Here is a 16,136-nt window from a genome sequence, read left to right on the forward strand (position 1 = left end):
CGTGCCATCACCCCTCTCCGAACCGCCCGCCCCGCAGCCGCACGGCGCGGGGCCCCGGACCGAGCAGGACCGGACCCGTCGCGCGGACCGCCGCCTCGGCGTACGGCTGGTGGCGGCGGTCGGGGCCGGTGCGGCCGCGGCGGTGCCGTTCGCGCTGCTCGTGATCCTCGTCGAGGGAGCGTGGCCGCCTCTCCGGCGCCTGGACGCCGGTGCGGCCCGCCGGCTGCACGAGGTGGCCGTGGAGCACCCGGGGTGGACGACCACGCTGCGCGTCCTGTCGGACTGGGTCTGGGACCCCGCGACGCTGCGTACGGCCGTCGCCCTGCTCACCGGGTGGCTGCTGTACCGGCGGGCGTGGCGGCTCGCCGCGTGGGCCGCGACCACCGCGATCGGCGGCGCGCTGATCGGGGTGCTCGCCAAGGTCGTCGTGGAGCGGGCAAGGCCCTCGCTCCAGGACCCGGTGGCCCGCGCGCCCGGCTACTCGTTCCCCTCCGGCCACGCCATGACGGCCGCCACGTCGTGCGCCGTCCTCCTCCTGGTGCTGCTGCCTCTGGTGCCGCGCAGGTGGCGCGGGCTGTGCTGGGCGGCTGCGGGGATCTCCGTCCTGGGCGTCGGGTTCACCAGGATCGCGCTCGGCGTCCACTGGTTCAGCGACGTGATCGGCGGGTGGCTGCTGGGCGGCGCGGTCGTCGTCCTGACCGGCTGGGCCTTCGAGGCCTGGCGGAGCGATGCGGGCCGCCGCCACGCGGACGTGTCGGAAGGCCTCGAACCCGAGCTGGCCCACGAGCACCCGGAGCCGGAGACGTACGGCACGCGGCGTGCGGCGCGGGATCAGTAGCCCTGGCCGACCAGGAAGGAGTCGAATTCCAGCGTCAGTGACCGGGCCTCGGAGAGGTGCGCCTCGCTGTCCCCGTCGACCAGCACGAACGCGCAGACGCCCTGTTCCGTCCGGACGACCCACATGAAGCGGTCGCCTTCCCGCAGCAGCGCCAGCTCCAGGTCGCGCCCGGTGACGGCGTCGGAGACCAGTTCCCGGCTCTCGCGCTGCCAGGGCATGCCCGCGATCCACAGGCCCCGGGAATGGACGACCTCCTCGCACACCGTGCACAGGGCCTCGACGTCGTCCGGCCCCCCGCGCTCCGGACCCGTGTCACCGGCGGCCGCTCCCGCCCCGGCGACCCGCGCCATCGACCGGAAGTACGGCCACCCGTCCTCGTCGCCACGCCCTGCGACGGCGAAGAACCCCGCCTCGGCGGAGAACGCCGCGGCAGCCCGTACGGGCGATCTCTCCTCGCCCAGCGCCAGATGCGTACGGAGAACTTCGCCCCACTGTTCGGTCACCGGAGACATCGGTGCGTCCTTTCGTCGGCTTTCCGCCGGACCGTCGTGACGGCCTCGGCGCTGGTCGGCCCCCGGGCAGAGAATCTCAGCTCCCGGCGACCCAGCAACTCCTGCCCGGGTATCGCCTTGTCAGACCGCTTTCCGCCCGAGCGCGGAAGGGCCTGGGTCGGCACCGCCCCGGGCGCCCCGTGGCGGGCGCGTGATTCGAACGCCGTCGACAGGGCACACGGCGCAGACACCACCCGCGAACAACAGCACGTGAAGAGGAGTTGCCATGCTCGTCGTAGGAATCGTCGCAGTCTGTGTCGTTCTCGCCGTACTCGCCTTCTTCGTCCCGCGGCTCTCCCGCCACCCGGAGCGCGGTACGCAGCGCACGCTCGGCCTGGGCTCCCGCGCGGGCGGCAAGGCGCCCGGCGTCCTGGGCCGCATCTTCAGCAAGCCGTTCCGCAGCAGCTCCAAGGCTGTCGGCAAGAGCGGCTCGGCCGGTCGCCGCACCCGCGGCCGCATGCCGTTCTGACCGTGGCGCGCAGGCGCACGGCCACGGTGGAAGGGCCTCCCGCGACAGTGCCGGGAGGCCCTTTCTTCTTGCCTGACGCTCCCCGCTCTACCAGGCGAAGGCCTCCGGCGAAGGACCCGGACCCGGGAAGATCTCGTCCAGGCCCGTGAGCACGGCCTCCGGGAGGTCCAGCTCAAGTGCCCTCAGCGCGCTGTCCAGCTGCTCGGCGGTGCGCGGGCCGACGATCGGGCCCGTGACGCCGGGGCGGGTCAGCAGCCAGGCCAGGGCCGCCTCGCCGGGCTCCAGGCCGTGCTTGTCGAGCAGGTCCTCGTACGCCTGGAGCTGAGCGCGGGTGGCGGGGTCCGCCAGCGCGTCGGCCGCGCGCCCCGCGGCGCGGCGGCCGCCCTCGGTCGTCTTCTTGATCACGCCGCCCAGCAGGCCGCCGTGCAGCGGCGACCAGGGGATGACCCCGAGGCCGTACTCCTGCGCGGCCGGGATGACCTCCATCTCGGCGCGGCGCTCGACGAGGTTGTAGATGCACTGCTCGCTGACCAGGCCGAGCGAACCGCGCCGGGCGGCCTGCTCGTTGGCCTGGGCGATCTTGTAGCCGGAGAAGTTCGAGGAACCGGCGTAGAGGATCTTGCCCTGCTGGACCAGGACGTCGATCGCCTGCCAGATCTCGTCGAAGGGCGTGTTCCGGTCGACGTGGTGGAACTGGTACAGATCGATGTGGTCGGTCTGGAGGCGCTTGAGCGAGGCGTCGACCGCCCGCCGGATGTTCACGGCGGAGAGCTTGTCGTGGTTCGGCCAGGCCTCGCCGTCGGCGGCCATGTTCCCGTACATCTTGGTGGCCAGGACCACCTTGTCGCGCCGGCCGCCGCCCTGGGCGAACCAGGTGCCGAGGATCTCCTCGGTGCGCCCCTTGTTCTCACCCCAGCCGTAGACGTTGGCCGTGTCGAAGAAGTTCAGGCCCGCGCCGAGCGCGGAGTCCATGATCGCGTGACTGTCCGACTCGTTGGTCTGCGGGCCGAAGTTCATCGTCCCGAGGACGAGCCGGCTGACCTTGAGTCCTGTACGTCCGAGCTGTGTGTACTTCATGGACCCCAAGCCAACTCCTTCGAGTCCACTCCAGGCAAGCACGCACCCCGTACGCGCCGGGCTTCCGGGAGGCGCGACGCCACCCGGCGGCCCGCCGGTCTCAGGCGCCGAGGGCGGCCCCCACGGCGACGACGACGAATATCAGCACGAGCACGGCCGCCATGATGCGGTTTCTGGTCTTCGGGTCCACCCGTCGAGCGTAACCGCACGAGTCACCGGCCCGGCGGCCAGGCCGCCCGGACGGTCATCACGGCCCCGCTCACCCGCCCAGCGGCCAGGCCCGGACCACTTCGTAGCGCGGCCGCTCCCCCGGCACCCCGGACACCGGCAGGCAGCTCCGTACGAGAGTCAGCTCCCCGGCCTCCCAGCGCTCCCCCTCGAACCCCGCGAGCGCCGCCGCGAAGGGCCTCAGATCGGCCTCCCCCCGGCTCCGGGCCAGCGTGAGGTGCGGGGTGTGGCGGCGGTGCTCCTCCATCGGCAGCCCGGCCCTGCGCGCGGCGGCGTCGGCGCGCGCGGCGAGCAGCCGCAGCGTGTCGAGCCCGCCCGCCGCCCCGGCCCACAGCGCCCGCCCGCCGAAATGCCCCGCGCCGTGCACCCGGAGGGGAAAGGGCCCGGTGCGGTGCGCGGCCCGCTCCAGGCGTGTCTCCAGCTCCGGCCGTACGTCCTCGGGCACCTCCCCGTAGAACGCCAGCGTGAAGTGCCAGACCTCGGGGCCCGTCCAGCGCAGGTCCCGCGCGCCCGGCAGGGTGCGGAGCGGTGCGAGAGCCGTACGGAGTCCGGCGACGGCTCCGGCGGGCGGCAGGACGGCGGCGAAGAGGCGCTGTGCGGGCGGACGACCGGGATCGCGGCTGCTCATGCGCGCGAGTGTGGCAGGTCCGGGCGTGTCGGTGAGGCCGGGCCTCGCGACCGACGCCTTCCCCCGCGACTGACCCCGTACCCCGGCAAGCGCGCGAAAGGCGCCCTCCCCCGCTCCGGGGAAGGGCGCCTTTCCCATGGCTCACGCCGCCGTCGCCAGCTGCTCGCGCGGGACGAAGCGGACGTGCGGGCGGCCCGGGCGGAGGTCGACCTTCAGGCGGAGGCCGCCGACGCGGGCGAGGGCGAAGCCGACCGCCAGGGCGGCGACCACCGAGATCGCGCCACCGGCCGCGAAGCCGACGCGGGCGCCGTACGTGTCGCTGATCCAGCCGACGATCGGGGCGCCCACCGGCGTACCCCCGGCGAAGACCATCATGTACAGGCTCATCACCCGGCCCCGCATCTCCGGGTCGGCGGCCATCTGGACGCTCGTGTTCGCGGTGATGTTCGTCGTCAGGCCGAGCATGCCGATCGGGACCAGCAGGATCGAGAAGAGCCAGACCGACGGGGACAGCGAGGCGGCGATCTCCAGCAGCCCGAAGGCCGTGCCGGCCGCCACCAGCATCCGCAGCCGGGTGGAGCGGCGGCGGGCCGAGAGCAGGGCGCCGGCCAGCGAACCGGCCGCCATCAGGATGTTGAAGAAGGAGTACATGCCCGCGCCGCCGTCGAAGATCTCGTCGGCGAAGGCGGTCAGCCAGATCGGGAAGTTGAAGCCGAACGTGCCGACGAAGCCGACCAGGACGATCGGCCAGACCAGCTCGGGGCGGCCGCGAACGTAGCGCAGGCCCTCGCGGAGCTGGCCCTTGGCGCGGGGCACGGTCACCGAGGCGTGCAGCTCGTTCGTCCGCATCATCAGCAGGCCGACGAGCGGGGCGAGGAAGGACAGACCGTTGAGCAGGAACGCCCAGCCGCTGCCGACCGTGGTGATCAGGACGCCCGCAACCGCGGGGCCGATGAGCCGGGCGGACTGGAAGTTCGCCGAGTTCAGGCTGACCGCGTTGCGCAGTTGCGCCGGGCCGACCATCTCGGAGACGAACGACTGGCGGGCCGGGTTGTCGACGACGGTCACCATGCCGAGCAGGAACGCGACCAGGTAGACATGCCAGACCTCGACGACCCCGGAGAGGGTCAGGACGGCCAGGGCGATGCCGCACAGGCCGAGCATGGCCTGGCTGACGAGCAGGATCTGCCGCTTCGGGAGGCGGTCGGCTATGACGCCGCCGTAGAGGCCGAAAAGCAGCATGGGAAGGAACTGGAGGGCCGTGGTGATGCCGACGGCCGTCGCGGAACCCGTCAGGCTCAGCACGAGCCAGTCCTGCGTGATGCGGGACATCCAGGTACCGGTGTTGGAGATCACGGCGCCCGTGGCGAACAGGCGGTAGTTACGGATCTTCAGCGACGAGAAGGTCCCGCCGGTCTTGCTCTCGTGGGTGGAAGTCGGTGCGGGGGCGGAGTCTGCTCCGGATCCCGTACTCAAAAGGGTTCGCCTCCTCGGGCGTCGCGGCGTTCGGTCCGACGAGGACGTGACGACGGGCGCTCCGGCGGCGGACCGGGGCGGACCGGACGTCATGCGTCCGGCCCGGCGGCGGGTCACCGTCGGCGCGCCCGTGGGGTCACAGGTGGGCGAGCTTCTCCAACACGGGCGCGGCGGCCCGAAGCGTCTCCCACTCGTCCTCGTCCAGGCCCTCGGCGAGGTGGGCCAGCCAGGCGTTCCGCTTGGTGCGGCTCTCCGCGAGCATGGCCTCGGCCTGCTCGGTCTGGCTGACTCTCTTCTGCCGACGGTCATCGGGGTGCGGTTCCAGCCTGACCAGCCCCTTCGCCTCCAGCAACGCGACGATGCGGGTCATCGACGGCGGCTGCACGTGCTCCTTGCGGGCCAGCTCACCGGGGGTGGCCGAGCCGCAGCGGGCGAGGGTGCCGAGCACCGACATCTCGGTGGGGCTCAGCGACTCGTCGACCCGCTGGTGCTTCAGTCGACGGCCCAGCAGCATCACGGCGGAGCGGAGGGAGCTCACGGCGGCGGCACTGTCGCCGTCGTGGATCAGGTCAGGCATGTTTGTTAGCGTAACTCATTACCCAACCTAAATACCACCCGATGGTACACGCGCGGAAAACTGATCACCCGAACGAGTGAGTTGGCGGCGGAAAGTGACGCACAGAGCGCTCCGGGGCGGCGACCCTGCTGGACATGGGATCGACAGTGCTCAGCCTGCGGATAGACGGTGAGCTGCTCGACCGGCTTCGGCAGCACGCCGCGAAACGCGGAATGAGCGTCCAGGACTATGTGGTCCGGACGCTCATTCGCGACGACTTCGACGAACGTTTCAAGACGGCCGTCGAGGAGACGGAGAAGTTCTACGGCGACGCCGGAGGAAGCGTGACGCCTCCGATCGTCTCCAGAGGGAGCGTGACGCCACCGATCACGTGAGGCCGAGCGCCGGCATCGCGTAGTAGAAGACGAACACCGCCGACACCACGTACATGGCCACCGGCACCTCACGGCCGCGGCCGGCCGCCAGGCGCAGCACGGAGAAGGCGACGAAGCCGATGCCGATGCCGTTGGTGATCGAGTACGTGAACGGCATCATCACCATCGCGAGGAACGCCGGGACCGCGAGCGTGTAGTCGCTCCAGTCGATGTCCCGCACCGAGCCCGCGATGATCAGGAAGCCGACCGCCAGCAGCGCGGGAGTGGCCGCCTGCGACGGGACCATGGTCGCCAGCGGTGTGAGGAACAGCGCCACCGAGAAGAGCAGACCGGTCACCACGCTCGCCAGTCCGGTGCGGGCGCCCTCGCCGACGCCCGCGGTGGACTCCACGAAGCACGTGGTGGCGGAGGAGGAGCTCGCACCGCCCGCGGCGACCGCGACGCCGTCCACCAGCAGCACCTTGTTGATGCCGGGGAAGTTGCCGTCCCGGTCCATCAGCTTCGCCTCGTCGCCGACGCCCAGGATGGTGCCCATCGCGTCGAAGAAGCAGGAAAGCAGCACCGTGAAGACGAACAGGACGCCGGTCAGATAGCCGACCTTCTCGAAGCCGCCGAACAGGCTGACCTCGCCGAGCAGCCCGAAGTCCGGCGCGGAGACCGGGTTGCCCGGCCACGCGGGCGTCGTCAGACCCCACGCCCCGTCGGGCAGGCCCGCCACCGCGTCGATGACCACGGCCACGACGGTCATGGCGACGATCGAGATCAGGATCGCGCCGGGCACCTTGCGCACGATCAGCGCGAGCGTGAGCAGGGCGCCGAGGACGAAGACGAGCACCGGCCAGCCGTCGAGGTGGCCGTCGCCGCCGAGCTGGAGCGGCACGGTGGTCATGGCCGCGTCCGGGATGCGCGAGACGAAGCCGGAGTCGACCAGGCCGATCAGCAGGATGAACAGGCCGATGCCGATCGCGATGCCCTTGCGGAGCGACCTCGGCACGGCGTTCATGACGCGTTCCCGCAGCCCGGTGGCGACCAGCAGCATCACCACGACGCCCGCGAGGACGACCATGCCCATCGCGTCCGGCCAGCTCATCCGGGGGGCGAGCTGGAGCGCGACGACGGTGTTGACGCCGAGGCCGGCGGCGAGCGCGATCGGCACATTGCCGATGACGCCCATCAGCAGCGTGGAGAAGGCGGCGGAGAGCACGGTGGCGGTGACCAGCTGACCGTTGTCGAGCTGGTTGCCGTACATGTCCTTCGCGCTGCCCAGGATGATCGGGTTGAGCACGATGATGTACGCCATCGCGAAGAACGTGGCGAACCCGCCGCGGAACTCGCGGGCGACGGTCGACCCCCGCTCGGAGATCTTGAAGAACCGGTCCAGGCTGCCCTGGGGCTGTGGAGCCGAGGGGGGCGGGGAGTCGACCGGAGCGGTGGCCGAGGGGGGCATGGATGACCTCAGTCGTACGTAGAGAGGGGTGGGTGCGATGAGCGAAAGGTGATCGAAATTGGATGTTCGGACGAACAAATCGAGCCAACCCAAAGCAGATTCAGTATGAATACATCAAGCGAAGATCGCTATCTCCGCGCGTAGACCCGCGTGGCTCCCGGGGCCGTCCGGCCCGTTCACCCCTGATCGGGTGGCCCCATACACTGAACGCATGGAGAAGTGGACACCGAAGCACGAGGCGCCCGAACCCCTGGAGGGCCCCGTCGTCGCCACCGTCATCGGCGGCACGATCCTCTGGTTCGTCCTCTTCCTCGCCCAGCTCCCCTTCTACGGCTGGTTCGCCGACCGCGGCCACACCTGGTGGGTGTGGACCCCGCTGGCCGGCGCCGGACTCGGCCTGATCGGGATCTGGTACGTCCGCGGGCGCGACGCCGCCCTCAAGCGCCACGCGGCCCGGGCCGAGGTCAAGGACGCCGCCGGGGCCGAGGCGGCGGACAGGGCGCTCGGCGGTGGCGCCCAGGCCGGCCGCGCGGACCGGACCGCCTGACGGCGACTCCCCGCGGTCTCCGCGGGACGCCTCCGAGCGACCGCCTGCCGGCCACTCCCCGAGAGACCTCCGTTACGACGGACTTCCGTACGACCTCGGGACCGACTTCATCCACCCCTGGTCGGATCTTCGACCCTCCGGTGGGTGATTCGCCGCGCACGCCCGTACCGTCGGAACCATGACGCAGCGGGCACTCGATTCCTCCGGGGAGCAGACCCCCGGACCCGGCAGGCACAACCCCGGAAGCTCCCGGCCGCCCATGATCGACGCGGGGGCGGAACTCGATCCCGTGCACCCCATGGAGCCACCGCCGCCGGCCCCCCGGCCGGGCGGTCTGAGCACCGCCGAGGTCGCCGAACGGGTCGCGCGCGGCGAGGTCAACGACGTACCCGTACGCTCCTCGCGCTCGGTCACCGAGATCGTCCGGGCCAACGTCCTCACCCGGTTCAACCTGATCATCGGCGTGCTCTGGGTGATCATGCTGTTCGTCGCGCCGATCCAGGACAGCCTCTTCGGCTTCGTGATCGTCGCCAACACCGGCATCGGCATCATCCAGGAGTGGCGGGCCAAGAAGACCCTGGACAGCCTCGCGGTGATCGGCGAGGCGAAGCCGACCGTGCGGCGCGACGGGGTCGCCGCCGAGATCTCCACCTCCGAGATCGTCCTCGGGGACGTGATCGAGCTGGGGCCCGGAGACAAGGTGGTCGTGGACGGCGCGGTCGCCGAGGCCGACAGCCTGGAGATCGACGAGTCGCTGCTGACCGGGGAGGCCGACCCGGTGCTCAAGCGGGCGGGTGACCCGGTGATGTCGGGCAGCTTCGTCGTCGCGGGCGGCGGGGCCTTCACCGCGACCAAGGTGGGCCGCGAGGCGTACGCGGCCCAGCTGGCCGAGGAGGCGTCGCGCTTCACCCTCGTCCACTCGGAGCTGCGCAGCGGCATCAGCACGATCCTGAAGTACGTCACGTGGATGATGGTGCCGACGGCGATCGGGCTGATCATCAGCCAGCTCGTCGTGAAGGACAACAACTTCAAGGACTCCGTCGCCCGGACCGTCGGCGGCATCGTCCCGATGATCCCCGAAGGGCTGGTGCTCCTCACCTCGGTGGCCTTCGCGATCGGTGTCGTACGCCTCGGCCGCAAGCAGTGCCTGGTGCAGGAGCTGCCCGCCATCGAGGGGCTCGCCCGGGTCGACGTGGTCTGCCTGGACAAGACGGGCACGCTGACCGAGGGCGGCATGGACGTCACGGAGGTCCGGCCGCTGAACGGGGGCGACCAGGCCCACGTCCAGCAGGTGCTGCGGACGTTCGGCGCGTCGGACCCCCGGCCCAACGCCAGCCTCCAGGCCATCATCGACGCGTACCCGCAGGAGGACGAAACCGCCTGGGCGGTCACCGACGCGATGCCGTTCTCCTCCGCCCGCAAGTACAGCGGCGCGGCGTTCGCCGAGGCCGACGGGACGGCCTCCGCCTGGCTGCTCGGCGCGCCCGACGTCCTGCTGCCCGAGGGCGACGCGACCCTCACCGAGATCGAGCAGCTCAACCAGCAGGGCCTGCGGGTGCTGCTGCTGGCCCGGGTGCGGGGCGACGACCTGGACGCGCCCGGCGCGGCCGCCGGAGCCGCCCCCACCGCCCTGGTCGTCCTGGAGCAGCGGCTGCGGCCGGACGCGGGCGACACGCTGGCCTACTTCGCCGACCAGAACGTGGCCACCAAGGTCATCTCCGGCGACAACGCGGTCTCGGTCGGCGCGGTCGCCGGGAAGCTGGGCCTCGCGGGCGCCGAGAACACCCTGGACGCCCGCCGGCTGCCCAGCGACCCGGACGAGATGGCCACCGCCATGGAGCAGAACGCGGTGTTCGGCCGGGTCACCCCGCAGCAGAAGCGGGACATGGTGGCCGCCCTCCAGTCGCGCGGCCACACGGTCGCGATGACCGGCGACGGCGTCAACGACGTCCTCGCCCTCAAGGACGCCGACATCGGCGTCTCGATGGGCTCGGGCTCCGAGGCCACCCGTGCGGTGGCGCAGATCGTGCTGCTGAACAACAGCTTCGCGACGCTGCCGTCCGTCGTCGCCGAGGGCCGCCGGGTGATCGGCAACATCACCCGGGTCGCGACGCTCTTCCTGACCAAGACGGTCTACTCGGTGCTGCTGGCGATCCTGGTGGTCTGCACCCAGGTGGAGTACCCGTTCCTGCCGAGGCACCTGACGCTGCTGGCCACGCTGACCATCGGCGTCCCCGCGTTCTTCCTGGCGCTCGCGCCCAACAAGGAGCGGGCCCAGCCCCACTTCGTACGCCGGGTCATGCGGTACGCGATGCCCTCGGGCGTCATCGCGGCGGCGGCCACCTTCACCACGTACCTGGTGGCACGCCACCACTACAGCGGCGAGGGCGCGCTGGCGGCCGAGACGAGCGCGGCGACGCTGACGCTGTTCCTGGTCGCGATGTGGGTCCTGGCGATCATCGCCCGCCCGTACACCTGGTGGCGCATCGGCCTGGTGGCGGCGATGGGGCTCGGCTTCCTGATCGTGCTCGTGGTGCCGTGGCTCCAGGACTTCTTCGCGCTGAAGCTGGTCGGCACGACGCTGCCGTGGACGGCGGTGGGCATCGCGGTGGCGGCGTCCGCCCTGCTGGAGTTCGTCTGGCGCCTTGTGGGGCGGCGCTTCGGGATGTGAGAGGGACGCGGAAGCCCCCGGGAGGATCACCGTCCTCCCGGGGGCTTTTGCGTACCGGGTGTTACTTCACGTCGACGAAGTCACCGCCGGCCGAGACGGCCGGGGTGGTGGACGTACCGGCGAAGCTGTAGCGCCAGTGACCGTCGGCCGAGGCCTTGACGGTGGTCTTCAGGGTGCCGGTGGAGCTGGTCTTGACGGTCTTCACCGTCGTGTAGCTCTTGGCCCCCTTCTTCTTGAACTGGAGCTTCACGGGCTGGCCGGTGTAGCCCTTGTACGTGAGGGTGTCCCAGTTGGCGCGCGTGAGCTTGCCGGTCACGGTGAGGGTCTTGCCCTTCTTCACCGGCTCCGGGGAGGCGTTCACGGTCAGCTTGGAGAACCGCTGGACGCGGGACTTGGCGTGGAAGTCGTTCCAGACGAAGTCCTCCTTGCCGCGGCTGCCCGCGAGCGCTCCGGCGGCGACGTTCCAGGTGCCGGCGAGGCTGCTCGTGTAGAGGTCGTCGGACCGCGGGTCGACCGTGATCGAGACGGTGCAGGTGGAGGTGGTCGGGTCGGCCGAGACCTTGCAGCTGCCGACCTGCTGGGTGGGAGCGAGGAGGCCGTCGACCTCGTCGATGTGACCGTGCCACAGGTAGGCGAACGCGTCGTCGATGCCGGACGGCGACGAGGCCGTGATCGCGATGGTGAACTTCTGCTTGGACTTCGTGCCCACCACGATGTCCTTGCCGCCGTTGACGACGACCTTCTTGATGACGGGCACTTCCGCGGCACGGGGGGCGCGGGCCTTGGCGGTGGACGCGCCGGACTCGGCGGCGAAGACATCGGCGCCGGACGGCAGGCTCAGGCCCGCGTCGGGCCTCTCGTCGGCCTGAACGGCCGGTACGGCAAGAGCGGAAAGGGCCAGGGCGCCGGAAACGGCGGCCACGGTGGCACGGATACGCATGTGTCCCCAAGTGGAGAAGGGGCCCCGGGGCGCGCTTGCGTCACCGGCCCGGCGGGACCCGTCTGTTCCTGTGAACCTGTTTGGCTCACAGGAACAGACATGCGAATCACTCGGACGGTTGTACGGTCTGTGACTTTTTCGTGAAGACCCCGCGAGGTGGCCGCGCGACCACTACTTCACGGCGAAAACCGCTACTTCACGTCGAGATAGTCGCCGCCGGCCGAGACGGCCGGGGTGGTGGAGGTACCCGCGAAGCTGTAGCGCCAGTGACCGTCGGCCGAGGCCTTGACGGTGGTCTTCAGGGCACCGGTGGAGCTGGTCTTGACGGTCTTCACCGTCGTGTAGCTCTTGGCCCCCTTCTTCTTGAACTGGAGCTTCACCGACTGGTTGGAGTAGCCGTGGTACTTGAACGTGTCCCAGTTGGCGCGGGTCAGCTTGCCCGTGACGGTGATGGTCTTGCCCTTCTTCACCGGCTCCGGCGACGCATTCGCCGTGATCTTGGACGCGCGCTGGAGCTTGAACGACTTGGCCTTCTCGGTCCAGACGAAGTCCCCGTCGTAGGCGTCCACCCACGCGTCGACGTACCAGGTCCCGGCGGTGTCGTTGCTGTAGAGGAGGTCGACCTTCGGGTCGACGACGAACTTCGCCGTGCAGGTGCTGCCCGAGCACTGGGTGTCGCTCGTCGACAGGTATCCGAAGGCGGGGCCACGGAGATTGATGTCGGCGGCCTCGATGCCCGAGTCGTCCGCGGCCTTGACGGTGACGGAGAACTTCTCCACGGCGGAGGTGCCGACAATCACGTTCTCGCCGCCGTTGACCGTCACCTTGGTGATGGCGATGTCCCCGTAGCGGCCGTCGGCCTGGGCCGAGGGCACGGCGACGGCGGACAGGGCCAGGGCGCCGACGACAGCGGCCGTCGCGGCGGTGGTGCGTATGCGCATGTGTTCCCCGAGAAGTACGGGACCGGTCCCCGTGCTCAACGAGCCGGGCCGGTCGGCCGATTGGCGATCCGACAGAACAGACACGTGACCGATGTGAAGGGTTGTACACGCTTGCGGAGAAATGATGGAGACGCATCCGCTCCCCCGTGCCTGCTCAGTCGAACCAGCGGTCCCGCGCCAGCTCATCCGTACGCGACGGGTCCTCCAGCAGGGCCGCGACCTCGAAGCGGCGGGGCCACTGCCCGGCCGCCCACGCCAGCCCCGCCGCGACGCCCTCCAGGGTCGAGGCGTGCACGGCCCCGTCCGGGGTGCGGCGCCAGTCCAGTTCGACGCCGCCCGCCCGCAGTTCGGGGTACTCGATGTACGTGTCGGGGGTGGCGGCACCGAGCAGCGTGCGCACCGACTCCGGTACCCGGTGCTCCTCGCCCGCGCTGGTGACGTCCGCCTCGATCGCCTCGCCCAGGCGTCGCACCTGGAGGAGATCGGCCAGCTCGGCCGCGCGCGACGGGGCTACGGGGAGCAGGGGCAGGCCCGCCGTCAGGGGCAGCACGTCCGGGGCGTCCGCGATCACGGCGTCCGCCGCGTCGACCACCGCCACCTCCCCGTCGACCACCGCCCGCAGCTCGTCCGGCAACGTCACCTGGTCCGGGTCGAGTTCGGCGAGGGCCGTGTAGAGCGCGTGCAGCTGTACGGGGGTGACGGGGCGGTCCTCGTCGGCGAGCCGGCCCAGCAGCTCGGCCGCACCGCCCGGCTCGTCCAGGAGCGCGGCGACCGAGGTCCGCACGCCGAGGGCCCGCAGCACCTCGGCGTCGTCGAAGCCGGTCGCGTCCACCGCGTCGTACAGCCCGGCCAGGCGCGGGTCACCACCGGCCGCGCGGAGTCCGGCGGGACGGCGGCCGTCCAGTACGGGGTGGTCGCGCAGCCACCAGGCGGTGTACGGGCGCACGGACTGCGTCGTACCGTCCGGGAGCAGCACCCGCACCGGCTGTGTCAGCGCGTCGCGCAACGGCGGCTGCGCCAGCAGCGCGAGCGCCTGCGGCCAGGCGTCGTCGTCCACCAGGTCCAGATCCCGTACGGCGACGATCTCGGTGGCGACCGGCGGCACCGGGGTCTCGGGCAGCTGGTCGAGCAGGTCCTCGCACCACACGTCCACGGCATCCAGCAGCCCGGCGTCGTCGGGCTCGGCGAAGTCGCTGTCGCGGGGCTCCAGTTCGTCGGGGTCCAGGACGACGTCGGTGGCCCGTACGAGGGCGAAGGTGGCGAGCACCCCGCAGGCGGTGAGCGGCCCCTCGCCCCAGCGCTCGGCCAACTCCTGATCGGTGAGTGCGAGTTCCCCCTCGCGCATGATCTGCGCGAACGCGCTCCCGGGAAGGACCAGTTCGCCGGCGGGGGCGGGCTCACCCTCCTCGTCGGGGAGGGCGAGCGCACCGAGCCACGGCTCGTCGCCGGGGGCCAGCTCGGCGTCGCGCACGAGCGTGAGGACCGTCTCGGCCAGCTCGTCGCCGTCGAGTGCGTCCTCGTCCCAGATCTCCCCCGCGTCCAGCGATCCGGCGACGGCGGCCCGCACCTGAGGGGTCGTCAGCACAGCGCGGGGCGTGGCGGGCAGGGCTCCGAGCTTCTCCAGCAGCGGGTGGGCGGCGTCCGGGTGGGCGACCTTCAGCCCGAGCCGGGAGAGGCGGGCGAGGACGGGACCGGTCAGCGCGTCCGGGAGAGGCAGCAGGATCTGGCGCGGCCCGATCGTGGTGCGCGGCGGACGGCCCGCCGACTCGTCCTCCGGGTCGCCCGCGAGCGGGACCGGGAGACCGGTGAGCCGGTCGGGGTCGATGCCCGCGAGGCTGTCGTAGAGCCGGTGCCACCAGGCGGGGTCGCGCTCCAGACCGGCGAGGCGGTCGATGGCCTCCGTGAGGGGGACCCGGGCGACGCCGAGCGTGCGCAGCTCGGGGCGGCGCTCAAGGCCGGCGGGCAGCAGACAGGGCAGCACCTCGGCGAGCACCTTCACGGTCTCCGCGCCGACGCCCTCGACGACCTCGGCCTCGACGGGCCGCAGGGCGGAGGTGTCGGGGGCGGTCTCCGTACGGTCCCAGTCGTCCGCCCAGCCCTGCTCCGCCTCCGGGTCGCGGGGGGCGGCGGGCTCCAGGAACGCGACCCGGGGCAGCCGGGCGAGGATCGCACCGCGCAGGGCGCCGTCGAGCGCGCCCTTGCCGAGCTGGCCGGGCACCAGGTCGATGGTCCCGGTCGACACGGGCCGCCAGTCGCCCAGCAGCTCCGCGTACGCGTCGGCCGCCCGCTCCACCAGGAAGTCGGTCAGCGGCCCCGGCGCGGGGTGCCTGCGGGCGGTGTCGAGCGGGAGCGAGGCGATGAGCAGCGCGGGGACGCCCAGGGGCTCGTCGGTGGGGGTCGGGGCGTGCACGACCGATGCCGTGCGGGGGTGGAGCGGGGCCCCGGACTCGTCGACCGGCACCGCCCAGGTCACCGACCAGTGCGGGCGCAGCCGCTCCTCGACCGGCCGGTCGGCGAGCAGGCCGGGCTCGACGGGCCCGTGGTGGGACACGGTGCGCCAGCGACCCGGGCCGTGCGCCGAGTCGTCGATGTGCGTGTACGGGCCGTGCACCGAGCGGCTCAGGGTCCGGGTCCCGTCCGGGGTCTCGATGACGACCTCGGCCAGGCCCGGCAGGGTGAGGAGCAGGGCGTCGTCCACGGCGGCCAGCAGCCGGGCCACCAGGTCCTCGGCGGTGCCGTCGCGCAGTGGCAGCACGACGACGGTGTCGTACGCCTCGGGCGCGGAGCCCTCGGCGGGGAGCGGCAGGCGCAGCAGCGGTACGTGTCCGTCGCGGCGGCGCAGCTCGTCCCCGAGGCCGGGGGAGCCGACGGCCGCCTGGCGGGCCATCTCGCGGGCCTCGGCCAGCGACCAGCGCACCCCGCCGTGCCGGCCGAGCACCGCGGGTTCGTCGCTGACCGCGAGGACGGCGGCGAACCCGACGCCGAAGCGGCCCACCGCGGACTCGTGGCCCTCGCGCTTGGCGGAGGCCCGCAGGGTGCTCAGGGACTCCACGCCGGTGGCGTCGAGCGGCGCGCCGGTGTTGGCGGCGGCCAGCACGCAGCGGGCGTCCGGGTCGCCGGAGGCGGCGGGGTGCAGCGTGAGGCGGAGCCGGCCGGGCGTGCCCGCGCGGGCGGCGGCGTCGGCGGCGTTCTGGGCCAGCTCGACGACGAGGCGGTCGCGGTAGCCGCCGAGCGCGAGGTCCTCCTCGGCGTTGGCGTCCTCCCGGAACCGGGCGGGCCCGGCGCCCCACGCGTCAAGCACGCCGCGCCTCAGCCGTGCCGTCCCGAACGGATCGGCCCCCTCGGTCGCCTTGATGCTCACGCTGTCGACTC

The 16,136-nt window shown here is 72.0% G+C and carries 14 protein-coding genes; 5 read left to right on the forward strand and 9 right to left on the reverse strand.

Annotation, left to right across the window (positions count from 1 at the left end; genetic code table 11):
- Position 1 precedes the first annotated feature (1 nt).
- A complete protein-coding gene (locus ACFWRV_RS10445; RefSeq protein WP_384331255.1) occupies positions 2-838 on the forward strand; it encodes a phosphatase PAP2 family protein in 837 nt (278 codons plus the stop codon).
- Here the strand turns inward: ACFWRV_RS10445 and ACFWRV_RS10450 are convergent.
- The gene (locus ACFWRV_RS10450; protein WP_384331258.1) at positions 832-1,350 is read right to left on the reverse strand and encodes a hypothetical protein; all 519 of its coding nucleotides are present in this window, start codon (positions 1,348-1,350) and stop codon (positions 832-834) included. The genes ACFWRV_RS10445 and ACFWRV_RS10450 overlap by 7 nt on opposite strands.
- A gap of 265 nt (positions 1,351-1,615) precedes the next feature.
- Here ACFWRV_RS10450 and ACFWRV_RS10455 point away from each other — a divergent pair, with 265 nt between their 5' ends.
- Positions 1,616-1,858 (forward strand): DUF6411 family protein, encoded by a 243-nt coding sequence (locus tag ACFWRV_RS10455; RefSeq protein ID WP_384331260.1) that lies wholly within the window; start codon positions 1,616-1,618, stop codon positions 1,856-1,858.
- 87 nt (positions 1,859-1,945) lie between these two features.
- Here the strand turns inward: ACFWRV_RS10455 and ACFWRV_RS10460 are convergent, their stop codons facing one another.
- The 4 genes from ACFWRV_RS10460 to ACFWRV_RS10475 all read right to left on the reverse strand — a co-directional run bounded on the left by ACFWRV_RS10460 (position 1,946) and on the right by ACFWRV_RS10475 (position 5,844).
- Positions 1,946-2,935: an aldo/keto reductase gene (locus ACFWRV_RS10460; RefSeq protein WP_384331263.1), complete on the reverse strand. Its 990-nt coding sequence runs from the start codon at positions 2,933-2,935 to the stop codon at positions 1,946-1,948.
- 259 nt (positions 2,936-3,194) lie between these two features.
- Positions 3,195-3,791, reverse strand: coding sequence for an RNA 2',3'-cyclic phosphodiesterase (gene thpR / locus ACFWRV_RS10465; RefSeq protein ID WP_384331266.1), 597 nt, complete (start codon positions 3,789-3,791; stop codon positions 3,195-3,197).
- A 141-nt stretch (positions 3,792-3,932) separates the two neighbouring features.
- On the reverse strand, positions 3,933-5,267 hold the full coding sequence (locus ACFWRV_RS10470; RefSeq protein ID WP_384331269.1) for an MFS transporter: 1,335 nt from the start codon (positions 5,265-5,267) through the stop codon (positions 3,933-3,935).
- 136 nt (positions 5,268-5,403) lie between these two features.
- On the reverse strand, positions 5,404-5,844 hold the full coding sequence (locus ACFWRV_RS10475; protein ID WP_006126571.1) for a MarR family winged helix-turn-helix transcriptional regulator: 441 nt from the start codon (positions 5,842-5,844) through the stop codon (positions 5,404-5,406).
- Between the two features lie 134 nt (positions 5,845-5,978).
- On the opposite strand from ACFWRV_RS10475, the gene ACFWRV_RS10480 reads away from it, so the two are divergent.
- The gene (locus ACFWRV_RS10480) at positions 5,979-6,218 is read left to right on the forward strand and encodes a hypothetical protein (RefSeq protein ID WP_384331272.1); all 240 of its coding nucleotides are present in this window, start codon (positions 5,979-5,981) and stop codon (positions 6,216-6,218) included.
- On the opposite strand, the gene ACFWRV_RS10485 is transcribed toward ACFWRV_RS10480, so the two are convergent.
- Entirely contained in the window at positions 6,211-7,665 is a 1,455-nt protein-coding gene (locus tag ACFWRV_RS10485; protein WP_384331275.1) for an NCS2 family permease, read from the reverse strand. The two genes, ACFWRV_RS10480 and ACFWRV_RS10485, sit on opposite strands and share 8 nt — an antisense overlap.
- A 211-nt stretch (positions 7,666-7,876) precedes the next feature.
- Between ACFWRV_RS10485 and ACFWRV_RS10490 the strand changes: the two genes are divergently transcribed.
- Positions 7,877-8,212, forward strand: coding sequence for a DUF2530 domain-containing protein (locus ACFWRV_RS10490; RefSeq protein ID WP_384331278.1), 336 nt, complete (start codon positions 7,877-7,879; stop codon positions 8,210-8,212).
- A 178-nt stretch (positions 8,213-8,390) separates the two neighbouring features.
- Positions 8,391-10,883 carry an HAD-IC family P-type ATPase gene (locus ACFWRV_RS10495; RefSeq protein ID WP_384331281.1) on the forward strand — a complete coding sequence of 831 codons (2,493 nt, stop codon included), beginning with the start codon at positions 8,391-8,393 and terminating at the stop codon, positions 10,881-10,883.
- Between the two features lie 61 nt (positions 10,884-10,944).
- Here ACFWRV_RS10495 and ACFWRV_RS10500 read toward each other — a convergent pair whose 3' ends face one another.
- From ACFWRV_RS10500 to ACFWRV_RS10510, 3 genes are all read right to left on the reverse strand, one after another.
- Positions 10,945-11,823, reverse strand: coding sequence for a calcium-binding protein (locus ACFWRV_RS10500; RefSeq protein ID WP_384331284.1), 879 nt, complete (start codon positions 11,821-11,823; stop codon positions 10,945-10,947).
- Positions 11,824-12,014: 191 nt separating this feature from the next.
- A complete protein-coding gene (locus ACFWRV_RS10505; RefSeq protein WP_384331287.1) occupies positions 12,015-12,764 on the reverse strand; it encodes a calcium-binding protein in 750 nt (249 codons plus the stop codon).
- A gap of 154 nt (positions 12,765-12,918) precedes the next feature.
- Entirely contained in the window at positions 12,919-16,125 is a 3,207-nt protein-coding gene (locus ACFWRV_RS10510; protein WP_384331290.1) for a sacsin N-terminal ATP-binding-like domain-containing protein, read from the reverse strand.
- Between the last annotated feature and the right edge of the window lie 11 nt (positions 16,126-16,136).

The organism is Streptomyces sp. NPDC058576, from assembly GCF_042718715.1.
In the GTDB taxonomy this organism is placed as follows: domain Bacteria; phylum Actinomycetota; class Actinomycetes; order Streptomycetales; family Streptomycetaceae; genus Streptomyces.

Coding starts and splice junctions, on each gene's coding strand:
- ACFWRV_RS10450 (WP_384331258.1), bottom strand. CDS start 1,350: ATGTCTCCGGTGACCGAACAGTGGGGCGAAGTTCTCCGTACGCATCTG.
- ACFWRV_RS10455 (WP_384331260.1), top strand. CDS start 1,616: ATGCTCGTCGTAGGAATCGTCGCAGTCTGTGTCGTTCTCGCCGTACTC.
- ACFWRV_RS10460 (WP_384331263.1), bottom strand. CDS start 2,935: ATGAAGTACACACAGCTCGGACGTACAGGACTCAAGGTCAGCCGGCTC.
- thpR (WP_384331266.1), bottom strand. CDS start 3,791: ATGAGCAGCCGCGATCCCGGTCGTCCGCCCGCACAGCGCCTCTTCGCC.
- ACFWRV_RS10475 (WP_006126571.1), bottom strand. CDS start 5,844: ATGCCTGACCTGATCCACGACGGCGACAGTGCCGCCGCCGTGAGCTCC.
- ACFWRV_RS10480 (WP_384331272.1), top strand. CDS start 5,979: ATGGGATCGACAGTGCTCAGCCTGCGGATAGACGGTGAGCTGCTCGAC.
- ACFWRV_RS10485 (WP_384331275.1), bottom strand. CDS start 7,665: ATGCCCCCCTCGGCCACCGCTCCGGTCGACTCCCCGCCCCCCTCGGCT.
- ACFWRV_RS10490 (WP_384331278.1), top strand. CDS start 7,877: ATGGAGAAGTGGACACCGAAGCACGAGGCGCCCGAACCCCTGGAGGGC.
- ACFWRV_RS10495 (WP_384331281.1), top strand. CDS start 8,391: ATGACGCAGCGGGCACTCGATTCCTCCGGGGAGCAGACCCCCGGACCC.
- ACFWRV_RS10500 (WP_384331284.1), bottom strand. CDS start 11,823: ATGCGTATCCGTGCCACCGTGGCCGCCGTTTCCGGCGCCCTGGCCCTT.
- ACFWRV_RS10505 (WP_384331287.1), bottom strand. CDS start 12,764: ATGCGCATACGCACCACCGCCGCGACGGCCGCTGTCGTCGGCGCCCTG.